Genomic DNA, 16,987 nt, shown 5'->3' on the forward strand with positions numbered 1-16,987 from the left:
ACGGCCGCTCCTCACGGGGAGTGACGCCACACGGAAGGGGATACTTTGCGCAGGACTTATGGCATCTTCGGGACGCTGCTGGCGAGCTCTCTGGTGATCGGCGGCTACGCGGGCACCCCCGCGCAGGCGGCCCCGGCCACCACGACGCAGCTGTCGGTCTCCGCCTCGGACGACGCCTACACGTCCTCCGCGCGTAAGGGCCTGATCACCGGCTCCGAGACGAAGCTGACCGCCGGTGCGGCCGCCGGTGACCGCACTGTCTCGTTCCTCAAGTTCACCACCACGAAGGCCGCCACCCGCGCCACGCTGAAGCTCGCGCTTGAGAACGTGGCCGCCGGCACCACGCTCACCGTCGCCGGCGTGCCCACCAACTGGGCCGAGAGCACGCTTACCGCCGCCAACGCCCCGAAGTCCGGCGCCGTGACTGTCTCCGCGAAGCTGGCCGCCGGTCAGAAGGAGGTCGTCCTCGACCTCGGCGCGCAGGTCAAGGCGGCCGGCAAGTACGCGTTCGCGGTGACCTCCAGCTCCACCACCGCTGCCACCCGCATCGTCTCCTCCGAGCACGGCACCGCGGCGCTCCGCCCGGTTCTGCAGCTGACCGTGCCGGGCACTGCCACCCCCGCGACCGGCTGCAAGACCGGCGCGAAGCTGGTTCCGACCTGCGGCGTGCTGTGGGGCGCGGCGGCCGGCGGCTTCACCACCACGCCGCGGGACACCGCGCTCAAGCAGTGGGAGGCCACCACCGGCCGTACCGCGGCGATCTACCACACGTACCACAAGGGCAACGAGAAGTTCCCCACCAAGGCCGAGATCGCCATGACCAAGGACGCGGCGCACCCGCGCACGCTGCTGCTGAACTGGAAGGTCGCGCACGGCACCACCTGGGCCGCCGTGGCCGCGGGCAAGCAGGACGCGCGCATCGACAACTGGTCCGCGTACGTGAAGGCGAACTTCTCCGACCAGTTCTTCCTGGCGCTGCACCACGAGCCGGAGAACGACGTCAACGAGAAGGCCGGCTCCGGCATGCAGGCCAAGGACTACGCCGCCATGTACCGGCACGTGATCCAGCGGCTGCGCAAGAACGGCGTCACCAACGCGGTGAACGTCATCGCGTACATGGGCAACGAGACGTTCCTCGCCAAGTCCTGGTTCCCGGACCTGTACCCGGGCGACGACGTCATCGACTGGATCGGCCTGGACTCGTACCTGAACGCGGACAAGGGCTACCACCACGGCGACTTCGACGACCTGCTGGACCGTGGCCCGGTGCGCGGCACGAACCTCGGCTTCTACGACTGGGCGACCACGAAGCACCCGGGCAAGCCGGTCATGGTCGCGGAGTGGGGCGTCTACCAGAGCCTGACGCGTACCGCGGACAAGGGTGCGGTCTTCGACACCGTCCTGGCGCAGCTCAAGGCGCGTCCGGCGGTCAAGGCGCTCGTCTACTTCGACACCCCGGCCGACGACGCCGGTGACCGCAACATCAGCGTCTCCAGCAGCGCGTCCGCGCTCGCCGCGTTCAAGAAGATCGCGGCCGACCCGTACTTCAACGTCTCGCTCAGGTAACCCCGCACGGGCCGTCCGGATTCTCTCCGGGCGGCCCGTTCTGTTGCATAACCTGATGAAATGCCGAGATTGCAGCGAAGCGTCCCCGCGCTCGCCGCCGGCGTCGCCGCGCTCGGTCTCCTCGCCACCGTGTCGCTCTGCGGCGCGCTGGACGGCCTGGCCGAACGCAATCAGCGCCAGGCGCTCGACCGCCGGGTTGACCTGGTCCGGGCCGGTGTGGCCGCCGAGGCCGCCCGGTACGTCGACGCGCTCACCGACCTCGCCGCCGCGATCGGCGCGCAGACCGATCTGACCGCCGACGACTACGCCCGGATCAGCGCGGCCGTCACCGTCCAGCGGCTGCCCGCGGTCACCGCGGTCTCAGTCCTTGTCGCCGCGGACTCCGCGGACGTACCGGCCACCGAGGCGTACTGGCGCGGACACGGCGCCACCTCGCTTACGCTGCGCCCCGACCAGGGCGAGCGGGAGCACGTGTTCGCCGTGCTCAGCCGCGAGTTCGACGGCCGGCCGCCGATGGTGGGCCCGGACCTGGCGAAGCGCACCGAACTTGTGGAGGCGCTCCGGCACTCGGCGAACACGAACGCTGTCGCGGTCAGCCGCACCTACGTGCTGGCCCGGGACGAGAACCTGCCCGCGGACCGGCGTCAGCTGTCATTCGTGCTGGCCGTGCCGTTCTACCGGCCGACCGCGGACCGGATCAGCGGCTGGGCGGTGATGGGCCTGCGCGGCGGCACGTTCCTGGCCGCGGCGATGCGCAACGGCGCGCTGAGCATGATCGAGGTGGAGCTGCTCGACTCCTCCGCGGAGGGTCTGCGCACACCTGTGGCGCGCTGGCCGGCCGGCGAGGAGGAGTCGGACGCGGCGCTCACCCGTACCGTGGCGGTCGGGGTCGCGCAACGGACCTGGCAGCTCACCGTCAAGCCGGCCGGGACGCTTGCCGAGGGCGAGGCGCCCTACCTGGTCCCGGCGTCCGCGGTGGCCGGCACGCTGATCACCGCGCTTGTGGTGGGCATCGTCCTGATCCTCGGCCTGTCCCGCGGGCACGCGCTGGCCCGGGTCGCCACCGCGACCGCGGCGCTGCAGGCGGACATCAGCCGGCGTGAGGAGACCGAGCGGCAGCTGCGCCGCACCGAGGACGAGCTGCGCGGGTTCCTGGCGATGACCGGGCACGACCTGAAGTCGCCGCTGGCCTCGGTGGCCGGGCACGTGGAGCTGCTGCGCGGCCCGGGCGAGCCGGACCCGGCGGACTGGCAGGCGATCGAACGCGGCCTGGGCCGGATGAACCGGCTTGTCGACGACCTGCTGACCTACGCCACCGCGGACGCCGCACCGCTGGAACCGCGCCCGGTCGACCTGAGGGCGATGGCCGCGGAGATCGCCGCAGACCATGCCACGGTACGGATCGGCCCGCTGCCGACCGTGATGGCCGATCCCCGCATGCTGCGGCACGTGCTTGAGAACCTGGTCGGGAACGCGGTCAAGTACACCCGCCCCGGCGCCGCGCCGGACGTCGAGATCGTCTCCGTCCCGGCCGGCGCGCGGACCCGGATCGAGGTCGCGGACCACGGCATCGGCGTGCCGAACGCGGAGCGGGCCCGGGTGTTCGAGGCGTTCCACCGCTCCCCGAACGGCGCGGACCGGCCCGGCACCGGACTCGGCCTGGCGATCTGCCAGCGGATCGTGGAGCGGCACGGCGGCGAGATCGGCGTGGACGCGAACGACGGCGGCGGCAGCCGTTTCTGGTTCACCCTGCCGTAGACCCGATATCGATAAGTGTCTAGGCAGTCACGAGCGTGGCCTGCAGCGAAGCGACAAGCTTCTTCATCTCGGTCAGCGAGGACGCGTTGTGCCGGCGACCGGCCGTGTCCACGATCCGGCCGATGTTGCCGAGCAGCCGGGCCGCCTCGTCCACGTCGCCGAGCTGGGCCAGCGCCTGCGCGGCAAGCCAGTCGCAGTACGTCGACTCCGCGCCGGACGCCCGCATGTCCTCGACAAGCACAAGCGCTACCTCGTCCAGGCCCTCGGCCAGCATCAGCTGGGCCAGGTGGTCGGTGCCCTGCAACCGCTCCCGCGTCCCGGGGAACAGGTCGCGCAGCATCTCGAGCGTGTCCACCGCGTCCTGCTTGTGGGCCGCGCCGATGCAGCTGCGGCCCAGGTCGAGCAGCGTCTGGGCGATCTGCCCGCGGTTGCCGGCCGGATCGACGGCCAGATCGTCCAGCTCCATCCGGCCCAGGATCATGTTGCGAAGCGCCTTCGCCTCGCGCAGCTCGGCCGTGTCGTAGCCGGTGTGCGTGAGGTGGATGATGTCGCGCGGCAGGTCGGTGACGCGAAGCGTGCCCTCCCGCGCGGTGACCTGCTCGTGCACCCGGCCCACCCATTGGGTCCGGGCGGGCCGGAAGAGCCGCACGGTCCGGTACGTGAACGGGTCGCCCTGCCGCTCGTTGTCGATCTCCAGGCTGGCCGCGTCCTGCGGCATGGTCGCAAGCACCTCGCGCAACCGGGGCAGGTCCGTATGCACCTGGTCGTCCGCGTCGATGGAGAGCACCCAGTCCGCAGTCCAGCCGTGCAGCGCCGCGTTCCGGACCTCGGCGAAGTGGTCGTTCCACAGGCTCGTGGAGAGGATCGCGCCGGCCTTCATCGCGATCTCGGGACTGCCGTCGGTGGAGCCGGTGTCGTGCACGTGGATCTCGTCCACCACGTCCCGCAGCGATGCCAGGCAGCGGGCCAGCAACTCGGCCTCGTCGCGCACGATGATGACGGCGGCAAGCCTCAGGTTCGCGCTCACGAGGGGCCGATCGGCCGTACCCCCGCGGTCTTGAGAGATTTCGCTACCGCACGGCAACCGATTCCCACCCGACGGTCAACTCGCCCAGGCGCCAGCGGCGGGGGCCGTCCCGGACCGGCCAGCCCGCGTCCTTGACGGCCCGTGCCGCGTGCGCCCAGCGCTGCCGGGGGCCGAAGACCGCGAGCGGCGCCGCGTCCCGCCAGCCGTCGTCCAGCACCTTGAGCAGCGCGTGGACGCCGCTGCCCGGCACGTTGTGGTGGATCAGCGCCTTCGGCAGCCGTTCCGCGAGCGTGGCCGGGGTGTCCAGGTTCGCCAGGCGGGCGGCGAGGGTGAGCGTGCGCGGCCCGCCCGCGTCCAGGCACACCCAGGTCGCCAGCCGGCCGAGCTCGTCGCAGGTGCCCTCGACAAGCACGCCGCCGGGCGCGAGCCGGGAGACGATCAGGTCCCAGGCGGCCCCGACCTCGGCCTCCGGGTACTGGCGCAGCACGTTGAACGCGCGCACCACGACCGGGCGCAGGCCGGCCAGCTCGAAGCCGCCGCGCCGGAAGTCAAGCCACGGCGGGTCCGCGGCCGGGCGGGCGGCGGCCACCCGGGCCGGGTCGATCTCCAGGCCGATCACCCGGGCGTCCGGGCGCACCCGCCGGGCCAGCCGGGCGCGCAGCTCCACCGCGGTGACCGGGGTGGCGCCGTAGCCGAGGTCGGCGACCAGCGGGTCCGCGGCGCTCCGCAGCAGGTCGCCGAGCTGGTCAGCGATCCAGTGGTCCACCCGGCGCAGCCGGTTCGGATTGGTGGTCCCGCGGGTGACGACCCCCTGCGCCCGCAGCATTACGACGTCCGGTGCACCTTGTGCTGCGCGGCCTGGGCCAGCGGCCGGACCACGAGCCGGTCGATGTTGACGTGGTGCGGGCGGGTGGCGACCCAGGACACGCAGTCCGCGATGTCCTCGGCCACCAGCGGCTCGTCCACCCCCTTGTAGACCGCCTCGGCGCGCGCGGCGTCGCCGTCGAAGCGGGTCAGCGCGAACCCCTCCGTCCTGACCATGCCGGGGTCGATCTCGACGACCCGGATCGGGCGGCCGTTCAGTTCCAGGCGGAGCGTGCCGGTCAGCGCGGTCTGCGCGTGCTTGGCCGCGGCGTACCCGCCACCGCCCTCGTACGGCGTGAACGCCGCGGTGGAGCCGATCACCACGATCGTGCCCGCACCGGAGGACTCCAGCGCCGGGAGCAGCGCCTGGGTGACGCGGAGCGTGCCGAGCACGTTCACGTCGTACATCAGCTGCCAGTCCGCGACCGTGCCGCTCTCCACCGGGTCCAGCCCGTAGGCGCCGCCGGCGTTGTTGACGAGCAGCGCGACCGGCCCGCCCACGGCACCGGCCAGCGCCGTCACCGAAGCGTCGTCGGTGACGTCGAGGGTGACCGCGGTGGCCGACCCGCCGGCCGCCTCGATCTCCGCGACCAGGCCGGAGAGCCGGTCCGCGCGCCGGGCGGCCGCAATGACATGGAAACCGTCTGCCGCGAGGCGGCGGGCCGAGGCCGCGCCGATGCCGCTGGAAGCGCCGGTGACGACGGCGATGGGGTTAGGCGTATCGCTCACGCCCCCGATCCTGCCGCATTCGAGGGCGACCGCCAGTTGCGCCGGCGCCGCGGTGGGGAATGAGTTGGGTCACGTGCACGGTCCTCCAGTGCCTACCTGACGAAAATCTGCGGGGAAGATGGGTCGTTGCGCCGTGGTTGGAAACCGTGGCGCAAAAATCGCAACAATTGATCCGCTGGAGGCGATCGTGGCAGTGGCTCGGCAACGAACGGCCTGGCCAACACCCCGGCGGATAGCGACGCTCTCCGTGCATACCTCCCCGCTTGACCAGCCGGGCAGCGGTGATGCGGGAGGCATGAACGTCTATATCGTGGAGGTCGCCCGCCGGCTGGCCGAGCTGGGCGTCGAGGTGGAGATCTTCACCCGGGCCACCCGTGGCGGGCTGCCGCCGGTGGTCGAGATGAGCCCCGGAGTGCTGGTCAGGCACGTGATCGCCGGCCCGTTCGAGGGTCTGGCAAAGGAGGAGCTGCCGGCCCAGCTCTGCGCGTTCACGCACGGCGTGCAGCGCGCCGAGGCGGCCCGTGCGCCCGGCTACTACGACCTGATCCACTCGCACTACTGGCTCTCCGGCCAGGTCGGCTGGCTCGCCAAGGACCGCTGGGGCGTGCCGCTCGTGCACTCCGCGCACACACTCGCCAAGGTGAAGAACGCGCAGCTCGCAGCCGGTGACCGCCCGGAGCCGAAGGCGCGGGTGATCGGCGAGGAGCAGGTGGTCGCCGAGTCCGACCGGCTGGTGGCGAACACCGGGGCCGAGGCCGACGACCTGATCCGGCTGTACGGCGCGGACCCGTCCCGGGTGGCAGTTGTCGAGCCGGGCGTGGATCTGGACCGGTTCCGCCCCGCCCCGCCCGGCCGTGCGGACGCGGACCGGCTCGCCGCCCGCCGCCTCCTCGGCCTGCCCGAACGCGGGAAGATCGTCACGTTCGTCGGCCGGATCCAGCCGCTGAAGGCGCCGGACGTGCTGCTGCGTGCGGCCGCGGAGCTGGAGTCGCGGGACGGCCTGACCGTGGTGATCTGCGGCGGCCCGAGCGGCAGCGGCCTGGACCGGCCGACCGCGCTGATCGAGCTGGCCCACCGGCTCGGCATCGCGGACTCGGTGCGCTTCCTGCCGCCGCAGGCCGGCGCCGGTCTGCCCGCGGTCTACCGGGCCGCCGACCTGGTCGCGGTGCCGTCCTACAGCGAGTCGTTCGGCCTGGTCGCGTTGGAGGCCCAGGCCTGCGGCACCCCGGTGGTCGCGGCGAACGTGGGCGGCCTCAGCCGCGCGGTCCGCGACGGGGTGAGCGGCGCGCTGATCGACGGGCACGTCCCGGCCGACTGGGCGCGCGTGCTCGGCGGCCTGCTTGACGAGCCGGGCCGGCTGGCCGTGCTGTCCCGGGGTGCGGTGCAGCACGCCCGCCAGTTCTCCTGGGAGCGCACTGCGGCAGGTCTGCTGGACGTCTACCGTGGTGCGGTGGCCGCGCACCGCCGGCGGATCACCGCGGAGCTGGCCGGAGCCTACGGAGGGGCACGATGACGGACGTCGCGCGACTGATCGAGGACGTCTGTGCGGAGCGGGAGCTGCCGTGCGAGCCGACCGGCGACCGCTCGTACGCGGTGACGCTGCCCGGCACGCACAAGCTCAAGACCGTCTGCAACCTCATCGTGGGCGAGCACTCGCTGCGGATCGAGGCGTTCGTGATGCGCCGCCCGGACGAGAACGCGGAGGCGCTCTGGGCCTGGCTGCTGCGCCGCAACGCCCGCCTCTACGGCGTCGGCTTCTCGATCGACGGCGCCGGCGACGTCTATCTGACCGGGCGGGTCGCGCTGGCCGGCCTGGACGAGGACGAGTTGGACCGGCTGCTCGGCTCCGTGCTGACCTATGCGGACGAGTCGTTCGACACCATGCTGGAGATCGGTTTCGGCTCGTCGATCCGGCGCGAGTGGGAGTGGCGGGTCAAGCGCGGCGAGTCGCTTGCGAACCTGCAGGCCTTCACGCACCTGTTCCCCTCGTCCTGACGCGTCACCGCATGTGATCGTGCGTACGTTGTCCAAGATCAGCAACCGAACTACTGTTCGAGGCGGCTCACGGTGTGGGGGGAGCCGGGGGCGGCGGGTGGGGAATCGCCCGTCGCCCCGGTCTACGCCCTACGCCGTCGCCGGGAAGGGCGCCACGTCCTGCGCGCACCTGGTACCGGCCGGTGGCAGCACCCCGCCGACGAGATACCGCGCGTACCAGCCGGACACGCACGCGCTGTCACTGCTTGTGTGGCCGTAGCCGTCCATCGTGAGCAGTCGCGCGTTGCCCAGCTCGCGCGTCATCCGGACCGCGAAGTCGTACCGGGTGGCCGGATCGAACGTCGGGTTCACCACCAGCACGGTCTGTGACGTGCGGCGGTTCCACGGCCCGGCGTACCGCTCGACGGTCCGCGGCCAGTTCGCGCACCCGGCCTCGCTGAACGCCTCCGCCCGCCCGAACGTCCGATGGGCCGCCTCGAACGCCGCGGCGAACCCGGGATACAGCGCGGGATTCCGGGGCAGCGGCGCGTCCGCGCAGTTCACGGCGAAGAACGCGTCGTTCCCGTTGAACCCGTAGGCGTCCACCGACCCGCCGCGCGGCGGCAAAGACTCAAGAGCCGCCGGGGGTACGCCCGCGGCGCGCGACGCCGGCCCGAAGAGTCCATCGTGGAGAAGTTGCAGCGTGGCCGCGGCGTCCGGGAACGACCGCACGTCGTAGAGCACGCTGCTGATGAAGCCGGTAAGCGCGTCGATTGTCACGGTCCCGAACTCCGGCAGCTCCGCCGGCCCTTGCCGCAGCCGTTCCCTGATCGCGTCGAACTTTCGGCGCGCGCCGCCGGAGAACGCGCAGTCCGGCCCGGCCGCGTCGCACGCGCTCAGGAAGCCGCCAAGCGCGATCTCGAAGCCGCCCGCCCGGTCGAACTTGTTGGCCAGCCGGTGGTTGGTGCGCTGGTCCGGGTCCACGTTGCCGTCCAGGATCACCGCCCGCACCCGCTGCGGGAACAGGTTGACGTAGGTGGCACCGACGAGCGTGCCGTAGGAGAAGCCGAGGTAGGTGAGCCGGTCGTCGCCGGCCGCGCGGCGCAGCAGGTCCAGATCCTTGGCCACGTTGAGCGTGCTCATGTGCTGCAGCAGCGGCCCGGCGTTCCGTGTGCACGCCTCGGTGTACTCGTAGTTCGCCCGCAGCGTCGAGGAGATCTCCGCCGCGGTCAGCGGCACCCCGGTCATCCGCTCCAGCAGCGCGATCGCCTCCTCGTCGGTGGCGAAGCACTGCAGCGGGTCGCTGGCCCCGATCCCGCGTGGGTCGAAGCCGACCACGTCGAACCGGGCCAGCACGTCCGGCGGCAGGTACCGGTCCGCCACCGTGACCATGCCCCGGCCGGGCCCGCCCGGGCCGCCTGGGTTAACGAAGAGCGTGCCGATCCGCCGGGCCGGATCGGCGGCGGGCCGCCGGGCCAGCGCGATCGTGGTGGTCGTGCCGTGCGGGCGGTCGTGGTCAAGCGGCACCTCATAGGTGGCGCAGTCGTAGCCGAGCAGCTCCTCCTCGGCGCAGCCGGCCCAGCGGAGCGCGGGCGCCGCCGCTGCCGTCGCCGCTGCCGTCGCCGTCGCCGTTCCGGGAGTGAGGACCGCCGCGGCCAGGACGAGCGCCGCCACGGCCGAGTGCAGTGGTGCGAACCGTATCGTCATGACCATCGATAGTTGCATTGATCATCGTCGAACGGTGTCCGGTTCCGGACGCAGCCGGAGCGCGGCCAGGTGACGCTCCCGGAACGGGCCGGCCCACAGGTGCAGGCCCGCGGTGACCACCCCGGCCGCGCCGGCGATCACCCAGTGCGCGTCGCCCAGGTGCTCGAGCGAGAACCCGCCCGCGGCCGGCGTCAGGAACGCGGCGGCCGGGAACGTCAGATAGAAGACCGCCTGGTAGCGACCGCGCAGCGTGGGCGCGGCCAGCTCCCGGGATCCTTACCGTACTGCCGGCGTGATCATCTGCTCTTCCGCGGCCGCCACCTCGGCGATCCGCCGGATCCGGGACGGGCGGGCCAGCAGGTGCCCGGCCGCGACGAGCAGGCCGATCGCGCCGCAGGCCAGCCAGAGCACGGCATGGCCCGCGTGCTCCTGGACGAAGCCGCCGGCGATCGGCGCGATCGCGGACGCGCCGGCCCAGGACAGCGAGGACGCGCCCTGGTATCGGCCGCGCAGCGCGACCGGGGACAGCTCGGCCATCAGCGCGGAGTTGGACGGCGCCTGGATCATCTCGCCGAGCGTCCAGATCACCACGGTGAGCGCGTACAGCGGCGCGAGGTGCGCGACCGCCGTGAGACCGAAGCCGACGCCGACCACGACCGAGGCCACCGCAAGGCTCCGCGAGTGGTCGCGACCCTTGATCAGCTTTGGCACGAAGAGCTGGCCGAACACGATCAGCACGCCGTTGAGCGCGATCACCAGGCCGTAGGTGGACGCGGACAGCCCGTCCGCGGTCATCGCGATCGGCAACGTGGACAGGTGCTGCATGAACACCACGGCGATCAGCAGGTTCAGCGCGACGTAGACCAGGAACACCCGGTCACGCAACAACACCCCCAGACCGCCGCGGGTACGGGGTACGGCCGCGCCGGCCTGGACCACGCGCACGCCCGGGTGGCTCTCCGGCACGCGCAGGAACACGATCGTCGCGGTGATCAGGATCGTCCCGGCGTCGACAAGGAAGAGCAGCATGTAGCTGAACTGGGCGGCGAACCCGGCCAGGATCGCTGACGACGCGAACCCGAGGTTGATCGCCCAGTAGTTGAGCGTGAACGCCCGCAGCCGGTCCTTCGGCTCCACCACGTCGACAAGCATCGCGGCGAACGCCGGGCGGGCCGCCTCGGCGAACAGCCCGAGCAGCGCGGTGCCCACGGCGATCACCACGATCTCGCGCGCGAACGCCAGGTTGATCATCATGGCGACCGCGCCGAGGTGCGCGACAAGCAGCGTGGGGCGTCGGCCGAACCTGTCGGCCGCGGTGCCGCCGATCATCGTGCCGGCCGCGGCGCCCGCGCCGTAGAGGCCGAGGATAAGGCCGGCCTGGCTCTCGGAGAGGCCGCGGGCGGTGGTCAGGTAGATGGCCAGGAAGACGACGACGAAGCCGCCCATGCGGTTGATCAGGTTTCCGGTCCAGAGGTACCAGAACGTTTTCGGCAGTCCTCCGGCCGTTTCCGACAACCACGCGCGCACGTCGTACCCCCGAAAGATCTTGATTTGTGTAATGCCTGATCACGGTATTACCGCTTACAACCTAGTCTGTGCGGGCTGGCCCGGTCACGCGGAATAAGCTGAGCCCATGACTGTGGGGACCCTTGTGCTCTTGCGGCACGGCGAGAGCGAGTGGAACGCCAAGAATCTCTTCACCGGCTGGGTCGACGTCGACCTGAACGCCAAGGGAGAGGCCGAGGCACGGCGCGGCGGCGAGCTGCTCAAGGAGCACGGCCTGCTGCCCGAGGTGGTGCACACAAGCGTGCTGCGCCGCGCGATCCGGACATCCGAGCTGGCGCTGCACGCGGCCGACCGGCACTGGATCCCGGTGCGCCGCTCGTGGCGGCTCAACGAGCGCCACTACGGCGCGCTGCAGGGCAAGAACAAGAAGGAGACGCTCGACGCGTACGGCGAGGAGCAGTTCATGCTCTGGCGCCGCTCATACGACACGCCCCCGCCGCCGATCGAGGACGGCGACGAGTGGTCGCAGGTCGGCGACGCGCGGTACGCCACGCTCCCGCCGGAGCTGGCGCCGCGCACCGAGTGCCTCAAGGACGTCGTCCACCGCATGCTGCCGTACTGGTACGACAACATCGTGCCGGACCTGCTGGCCGGGCGGACCGTGCTGGTCACCGCGCACGGCAACTCGCTGCGCGCGCTCGTCAAGCACCTGGAGCAGATCTCCGACGACGCGATCGCGAAGCTGAACATCCCGACCGGCATCCCGCTGCGCTACGACCTGGACGCGAACCTGCGGCCGACAGTGGCCGGCGGCGCCTACCTGGACCCGGAGGCCGCCAAGGAGGCCGCCGCCGCGGTGGCCAACCAGGGCAAGTAGTCCGCACGCGGAAAAGGGGGCCCGGGTGGGCCCCCTTTTTCTGTGCTCAGACTCAGCCGTTGGCGACGGACCCGTCGGTCACGGTCTCGCCGGTGAGCAGGTAGATGACCCGGCGGCCGGAGTTGACCGCGTGGTCGGCGAAGCGCTCGTAGAAGCGGCCGAGCAGCGCGCCGTCGATAGCGGTCTCCGCACCGTACGGCCAGTCGTCGCCGAGCAGCACCTTGAACAGCTCGCGGTGCAGGTCGTCCATGACGTCGTCGTCCGTCTCGAGCTCGGCCGCGAGCTTCGCGTCCGGCTCGGCGAGCACCGTCGCCACCTTGCCGGCGATCGCGTCCGCCACGTTCGCCATCTCCTTGAAGACGCCGCGCAGCTCGGCCGGGACCGCGGGCGACGGGTGCCGGCGCAGCGCGGTCTTGGCCACGTGGTCGGCCAGATCGCCCATCCGCTCCAGGTCCGCCGCGATGTGCAGCGCGGTGATCAGCAGCCGCAGGTCGGAGGCGACCGGCGCCTGCCGGGCCAGGATGTCGGCGACCTTCTCCTCGACCTGCCGGTACAGCTCGTCCAGGTCGGCGTCCTGGGCGATGACCGCCTCGCCGGCGGCCCGGTCCGCGGCAAGCAGCGCGGTCGTCGCGCGGCGCATCGCCACCCGCGCGCCCTCGGCCAGCTCGACCAGCAGCCGGCTGACCTCCCTCAGGTCTGCCTGAAATTCAACGCGCATGATCACGTCCTCGTTAGCTGTGTATGCGGGGTTACCGTAGGTCGCGAGGGCGGCCCGACGGTGAACTGCGATGAACGACGCCGAGCCGAGAGTTGAACATTACGAAACTCGCGCCCGCTTTGACCCTTTTGGCGAAGGTGCCAGGTAAACAATCCCCCTAACATCGCTGGCGTGAGGTGGGCGGTGGAGTCAGGCGTGGCCGGCGCGACTGTGGTCGGGCTGGTCCTCGGCGTGCTCGTCGGGCTCCTCTTCGGGCGTGCCCGATGGGCACGGGGCCGCGAGGTGGCGCTTGAGCCCACCGCGGTCCGAATCGATGGGAGGCCGGCGATAGGCAAGAAGGATCAGGCTCCGATGTCCGGTCTCGGGCGGAAGAGCCTCGACTCGCTGCGGGTCGGCGTGGTGGTGCTTGATGCCGAGGACACACCAGTGCTTGTCAACCCGGCGGCACGGGCCATGGGCCTGCTGCGCGCGGGCGCCGGTCCGGGGACGATCGCGGCGCACCCGATTCTGCGTACCCTCGCGGGTCAGGTCCGCCGCACCGGCGTACGCCGCGAGGTGGAGCTGGACCTGCGCCGGGGCCGCGAGGGCGGACCCCAGGCACCGCTCGGCGTGCACCTGCGGGCGGTCGCGCTCGGCGGCGGGTTCGTGGCGGTCGAAGCCGCGGACGTCACCGAGTCACACCGGGTCGACCGGGTCCGCCGCGACTTCGTGGCGAACGTCAGCCACGAGCTGAAGACCCCGATCGGCGCGCTTCAACTGCTCTCCGAGGCGCTGCTCGACGCCACCGACCCGATCACCGCCGGCAGCTCGCCGGACCCGGCCGAGGACGTCGCCGCCGCGCGCCGCTTCGCGGAACGTATCCACCACGAGTCGCTGCGGATGGGCCGGCTGGTAAGCGAGCTGCTGGAACTGAGCCGGCTGCAGGGGGCGGAACCGCTGCCCACGCTTGAGCCGGTCTCCGTGGACTGGGTGGTCGCGGAGACGATCGACCGCACCCGCACCGCCGCCTCGGCGAAATCGATCGAGGTCTCCGTGACCGGCGGGGGCGGGCTCATGGTCTACGGCAACGACAGCCAGGTCGCCACCGCGGTGACGAACCTGGTGGAGAACGCGATCGCGTACTCCCCGGAGGACACCACTGTCACGGTCGCGATCAGCTCCGACGGGGAGAACGTGCAGATCGTCGTCACCGACCAGGGCATCGGCATCGGCGGCGGCGACATCGAGCGCGTCTTCGAACGCTTCTACCGGGCCGACCAGGCGCGGTCCCGTTCCACCGGCGGTACGGGGCTCGGCCTGGCGATCGTCAAGCACATCGCGACCAACCACGGTGGTCGCGTGGACGTGACGAGCACACTGGGACAGGGGTCGACGTTCACTCTGCGGCTTCCTGCCCGACCGCTTGCGGACGGTATGCCGCTAACCACGTCGGTTGAGATCGAGTCCGGTCCGGCCGTGCTCGGGCAGTCTTGACCTGCCCCGCACGAGCACGTCGGACATAGGAAAGGAAGTAACTGGTGGCCCGTGTGCTGGTCGTCGAGGACGAGGAATCGTTCTCCGACGCGCTCTCCTACATGCTCCGCAAGGAGGGGTTCGAGGTCTCGGTCGCTGAGACCGGGGTCTCGGCGCTGACCGAGTTCGACCGCACCGGCGCGGACATCGTCCTCCTCGACCTCAACCTCCCCGAGATGTCCGGCACCGAGGTCTGCCGCCAGCTGCGTCAGCGCTCGCACGTGCCGATCATCATGGTCACCGCACGGGACAGCGAGATCGACAAGGTGGTCGGCCTCGAGATCGGCGCCGACGACTACGTCACCAAGCCGTACTCGCCGCGCGAACTGGTCGCCCGCATCCGCGCCGTGCTCCGCCGCAACATCGCGGACGCGATCGAGGACAGCACCCCCACGCTTGCCGCCGGCCCGGTCCGGATGGACGTCGAGCGCCACGTGGTCACCGTCGACGGCGCTGCCGTCCAGCTGCCGCTGAAGGAGTTCGAGCTGCTCGAACTGCTGCTGCGCAACGCGGGCCGGGTCCTCACCCGCGGGCAGCTGATCGACCGCGTCTGGGGCGCCGACTACGTCGGTGACACCAAGACGCTCGACGTGCACGTCAAGCGTCTCCGGTCCAAGGTCGAGCCGGAGCCCTCCGCGCCGCGCTACATCGTCACGGTCCGCGGTCTCGGCTACAAGTTCGAGCCGTAGGCCGTCACTCGGCCAGCGCCATCCGGGTCCGGCCGGCAGTCTCCTGCCGGCCGGTCCGGAGCGTCACATGCCGGCCGCACCAGCACTCGACGTCGAGCAGGATGCCCCGCTCGGTGTTGCGGATGGTGCGGATCCGGCGCTCGCTCACCAGCACACGTGAGCGGTGCTGCGGGCAGTCGATGGCGAACATGTCGTTCCCTTCTGTCGTCTGCCTCAAGCGTCGCGCCGCCGGGCGCCCGGAAACAGTGGCAGAAATGACCACCACCGCAATTTCCCTGCCACACTGCGGGCATGGCACTGCGCACCGCCTCGCCCAGCGCCTGCACCACGCCGAGGAACTTCTGGAACTCCGCGACCTCCCCGTCGAGGAGGTCGCCCGCCGCAGCGGCTTCGGCACCGCCCTCCGCGAACAGTTCGTCCGCCGCCGCGGCGTCCCCCACGTGACTACCGGCGCGCCTTCGTCACTCGCTGAACCATCAAACACCCATCAAATAGAGTTTTGCCTGTTCAGAGGTACTGCTGGTGTCGCTCAAGCCCTACTTTGACACTTAAGTGTCAAGAACCTTCAGGGCTCGTTGACTCACTCCGAGGCGCGGCCCAAAAGGGGACGTACTCCATCAACTTGCGGGATGCCGTGGCATCCCGTGGAGCGATGTAGCCGTCGTCGACCGCCTCCTTGATCAGCCGGGATGCCTTGGCGCTGTTGCGCGCCTCGATCCCGAACCGCTCGCGGACCGATGTGTTCGTGGCCCGCTGTCTCGTTACGTAGCGTAGGCAAGCGTGCAGGTAGAGGGCGCGTACGCGATCCTCGCGGTTCATCTTGCGCAGCTCGCGATAGCTGAACAGTGTGATCCGCACGTGGTCGCCGACCACCTCGATCAATGGTGCCGGTAACTGGTGAAGCTCGATCTCGAATCCGATCTTGTCCCAGCCGCTTCCACGTTCTTCGCAGATGCCGACCCGCCGGGTGACTGCCGCGATCTGCTCATTGCGAGAACGCGGCGGGCTATCGACGAAGCGTCCGGGATCGATCAGCGGTAGACCCGGATTGGTGATCTCGATACGGTCGTCGAAGATCTCCATCATCGGGCCCGCGCCGGTAATGGAGAAGTCCTGATGGATCAAGGCGTTGGCGACGAGCTCCCGCACCGCCAGAGCCGGGTACATCTTCACGGTCTGACGAAGAGCCTGCCCGATGATCTCGTTCGACGGCAGCAGCCCGTTTATGTGGTCGAGCAAGGACTCGAAGCCGCTCGCGTATCCATGGTCAACGACGTGTTCTTTGATCGTTTCGATACGGCTGATCCCGCGGTACTGAATGACCCGCGCCGCCTTCCTGCGCAACGTGGGGAACGCCGTGATGCGTTTCCCGAAGAGACAGGCGCCGAGGTTGGTGATGCTCCAGCGCCCCGCAGGTTCGGGGAGCACCATGTCGTCCGCGGCAAGCGCTTGCATGACCCCCGTGCGGGTCTCCGGAAGTGGCACGTTCAACAGGTGGAAGTAGGCCGGGTAGTCGAACAGCCGCAGGACCTCGTCGTCGGTCAGATGATTGGCTGCGACACCACGCTCGAAGGGCGTACGGGCGAACGTGGACCAAAGACGGCGTGCATGGTCGGGGTGGTCACGAAGACGTTTCTTGTACGAGCCGACCCGTACGTACTCTACGACTTTGAAACTGACCGGTCGGTGCGCGGCCGCATCGATCTCCAGCAGCACCACCTGCCGATCATTGATTGTCAATGAGTGGAAGGAGAAGTGGATCTGCGGGTCGAGTCCGCGCAGCAACCAGTTGTGATAATCCTCGTTTCCGACCTTGGCGGCAGTGGGATCGAAAGTGGTTCCGACCACCGCATGATCGCCATCCCTCACACCCCAGATCAGGTACCCGCGAGGACGGTTGTCCAGCGCTGCCGAGTTTGACAGCGCGGAGACGTACTCCCCGATCCTCTCTGGGGTGTCGTTGTTCTCCTTGAACTCGACCCACCCGGTTTCTCGGGCAAGACCGCACAGCTCATGGAACAGTTCGACGACGCGGTTCCGTGAGTCAGCCGAATTCACCT

16 protein-coding genes are annotated in these 16,987 nt (G+C 70.5%); 8 read left to right on the forward strand and 8 right to left on the reverse strand.

Translation table 11 applies throughout. The features are described 5' to 3' along the window. The first annotated feature begins 45 nt into the window (after positions 1-45). On the forward strand, positions 46-1,566 hold the full coding sequence (locus ACIA8K_RS13095) for a DNRLRE domain-containing protein (RefSeq protein ID WP_396058223.1): 1,521 nt from the start codon (positions 46-48) through the stop codon (positions 1,564-1,566). A 60-nt stretch (positions 1,567-1,626) separates the two neighbouring features. Continuing rightward, positions 1,627-3,324, forward strand: a complete 1,698-nt coding sequence (locus ACIA8K_RS13100; protein WP_396058226.1) for an ATP-binding protein — start codon at positions 1,627-1,629, stop codon at positions 3,322-3,324. Positions 3,325-3,343: 19 nt separating this feature from the next. Here ACIA8K_RS13100 and ACIA8K_RS13105 read toward each other — a convergent pair whose 3' ends face one another. The 3 genes from ACIA8K_RS13105 to ACIA8K_RS13115 are packed head-to-tail and all read right to left on the reverse strand — an operon-like array spanning position 3,344 to position 5,944. After that, a complete protein-coding gene (locus tag ACIA8K_RS13105; protein WP_396058229.1) occupies positions 3,344-4,351 on the reverse strand; it encodes a glycosyltransferase family 2 protein in 1,008 nt (335 codons plus the stop codon). 43 nt (positions 4,352-4,394) lie between these two features. Further along, positions 4,395-5,177, reverse strand: coding sequence for a class I SAM-dependent methyltransferase (locus tag ACIA8K_RS13110; protein WP_396058232.1), 783 nt, complete (start codon positions 5,175-5,177; stop codon positions 4,395-4,397). Next, complete coding sequence (locus ACIA8K_RS13115; protein ID WP_396058235.1) at positions 5,177-5,944, reverse strand: SDR family oxidoreductase; 768 nt, start codon at positions 5,942-5,944, stop codon at positions 5,177-5,179. The genes ACIA8K_RS13110 and ACIA8K_RS13115 overlap by 1 nt, the downstream gene beginning before the upstream one ends. Before the next feature lie 118 nt (positions 5,945-6,062). Between ACIA8K_RS13115 and mshA the strand changes: the two genes are divergently transcribed. Continuing rightward, a complete protein-coding gene (mshA, locus tag ACIA8K_RS13120) occupies positions 6,063-7,457 on the forward strand; it encodes a D-inositol-3-phosphate glycosyltransferase (RefSeq protein ID WP_396058237.1) in 1,395 nt (464 codons plus the stop codon). Further along, entirely contained in the window at positions 7,454-7,939 is a 486-nt protein-coding gene (locus ACIA8K_RS13125; protein WP_396058240.1) for a YbjN domain-containing protein, read from the forward strand. Before mshA ends, ACIA8K_RS13125 begins: the two co-directional genes overlap by 4 nt. A gap of 129 nt (positions 7,940-8,068) precedes the next feature. On the opposite strand, the gene ACIA8K_RS13130 is transcribed toward ACIA8K_RS13125, so the two are convergent. Together ACIA8K_RS13130 and ACIA8K_RS13135 are read right to left on the reverse strand one after the other, a co-directional pair. Then, complete coding sequence (locus ACIA8K_RS13130; RefSeq protein ID WP_396058242.1) at positions 8,069-9,625, reverse strand: alpha/beta hydrolase; 1,557 nt, start codon at positions 9,623-9,625, stop codon at positions 8,069-8,071. A gap of 276 nt (positions 9,626-9,901) precedes the next feature. Further along, on the reverse strand, positions 9,902-11,152 hold the full coding sequence (locus tag ACIA8K_RS13135; protein ID WP_396058244.1) for an MDR family MFS transporter: 1,251 nt from the start codon (positions 11,150-11,152) through the stop codon (positions 9,902-9,904). Between the two features lie 106 nt (positions 11,153-11,258). On the opposite strand from ACIA8K_RS13135, the gene ACIA8K_RS13140 reads away from it, so the two are divergent. Further along, entirely contained in the window at positions 11,259-12,008 is a 750-nt protein-coding gene (locus ACIA8K_RS13140) for a phosphoglyceromutase (RefSeq protein WP_396058246.1), read from the forward strand. A 52-nt stretch (positions 12,009-12,060) separates the two neighbouring features. Here ACIA8K_RS13140 and phoU read toward each other — a convergent pair whose 3' ends face one another. Beyond that, complete coding sequence (gene phoU / locus ACIA8K_RS13145; protein WP_396058248.1) at positions 12,061-12,726, reverse strand: phosphate signaling complex protein PhoU; 666 nt, start codon at positions 12,724-12,726, stop codon at positions 12,061-12,063. A 171-nt stretch (positions 12,727-12,897) separates the two neighbouring features. On the opposite strand from phoU, the gene ACIA8K_RS13150 reads away from it, so the two are divergent. Both ACIA8K_RS13150 and ACIA8K_RS13155 read left to right on the forward strand, forming a co-directional pair. Then, a complete protein-coding gene (locus ACIA8K_RS13150; protein WP_396058250.1) occupies positions 12,898-14,199 on the forward strand; it encodes a sensor histidine kinase in 1,302 nt (433 codons plus the stop codon). 44 nt (positions 14,200-14,243) lie between these two features. Beyond that, positions 14,244-14,927, forward strand: coding sequence for a response regulator transcription factor (locus ACIA8K_RS13155; protein WP_396058252.1), 684 nt, complete (start codon positions 14,244-14,246; stop codon positions 14,925-14,927). A gap of 4 nt (positions 14,928-14,931) precedes the next feature. Here the strand turns inward: ACIA8K_RS13155 and ACIA8K_RS13160 are convergent, their stop codons facing one another. Then, positions 14,932-15,117, reverse strand: a complete 186-nt coding sequence (locus tag ACIA8K_RS13160; RefSeq protein ID WP_396058254.1) for a hypothetical protein — start codon at positions 15,115-15,117, stop codon at positions 14,932-14,934. A gap of 64 nt (positions 15,118-15,181) precedes the next feature. Between ACIA8K_RS13160 and ACIA8K_RS13165 the strand changes: the two genes are divergently transcribed. Next, positions 15,182-15,472, forward strand: a complete 291-nt coding sequence (locus ACIA8K_RS13165; protein WP_396058256.1) for a hypothetical protein — start codon at positions 15,182-15,184, stop codon at positions 15,470-15,472. A 10-nt stretch (positions 15,473-15,482) separates the two neighbouring features. Here the strand turns inward: ACIA8K_RS13165 and ACIA8K_RS13170 are convergent, their stop codons facing one another. Next, positions 15,483-16,985 (reverse strand): ATP-binding protein, encoded by a 1,503-nt coding sequence (locus tag ACIA8K_RS13170; protein WP_396058258.1) that lies wholly within the window; start codon positions 16,983-16,985, stop codon positions 15,483-15,485. Between the last annotated feature and the right edge of the window lie 2 nt (positions 16,986-16,987).

Origin of the sequence: Catenuloplanes sp. NPDC051500, assembly GCF_044454585.1 — a bacterium.
Lineage (GTDB): Bacteria > Actinomycetota > Actinomycetes > Mycobacteriales > Micromonosporaceae > Catenuloplanes.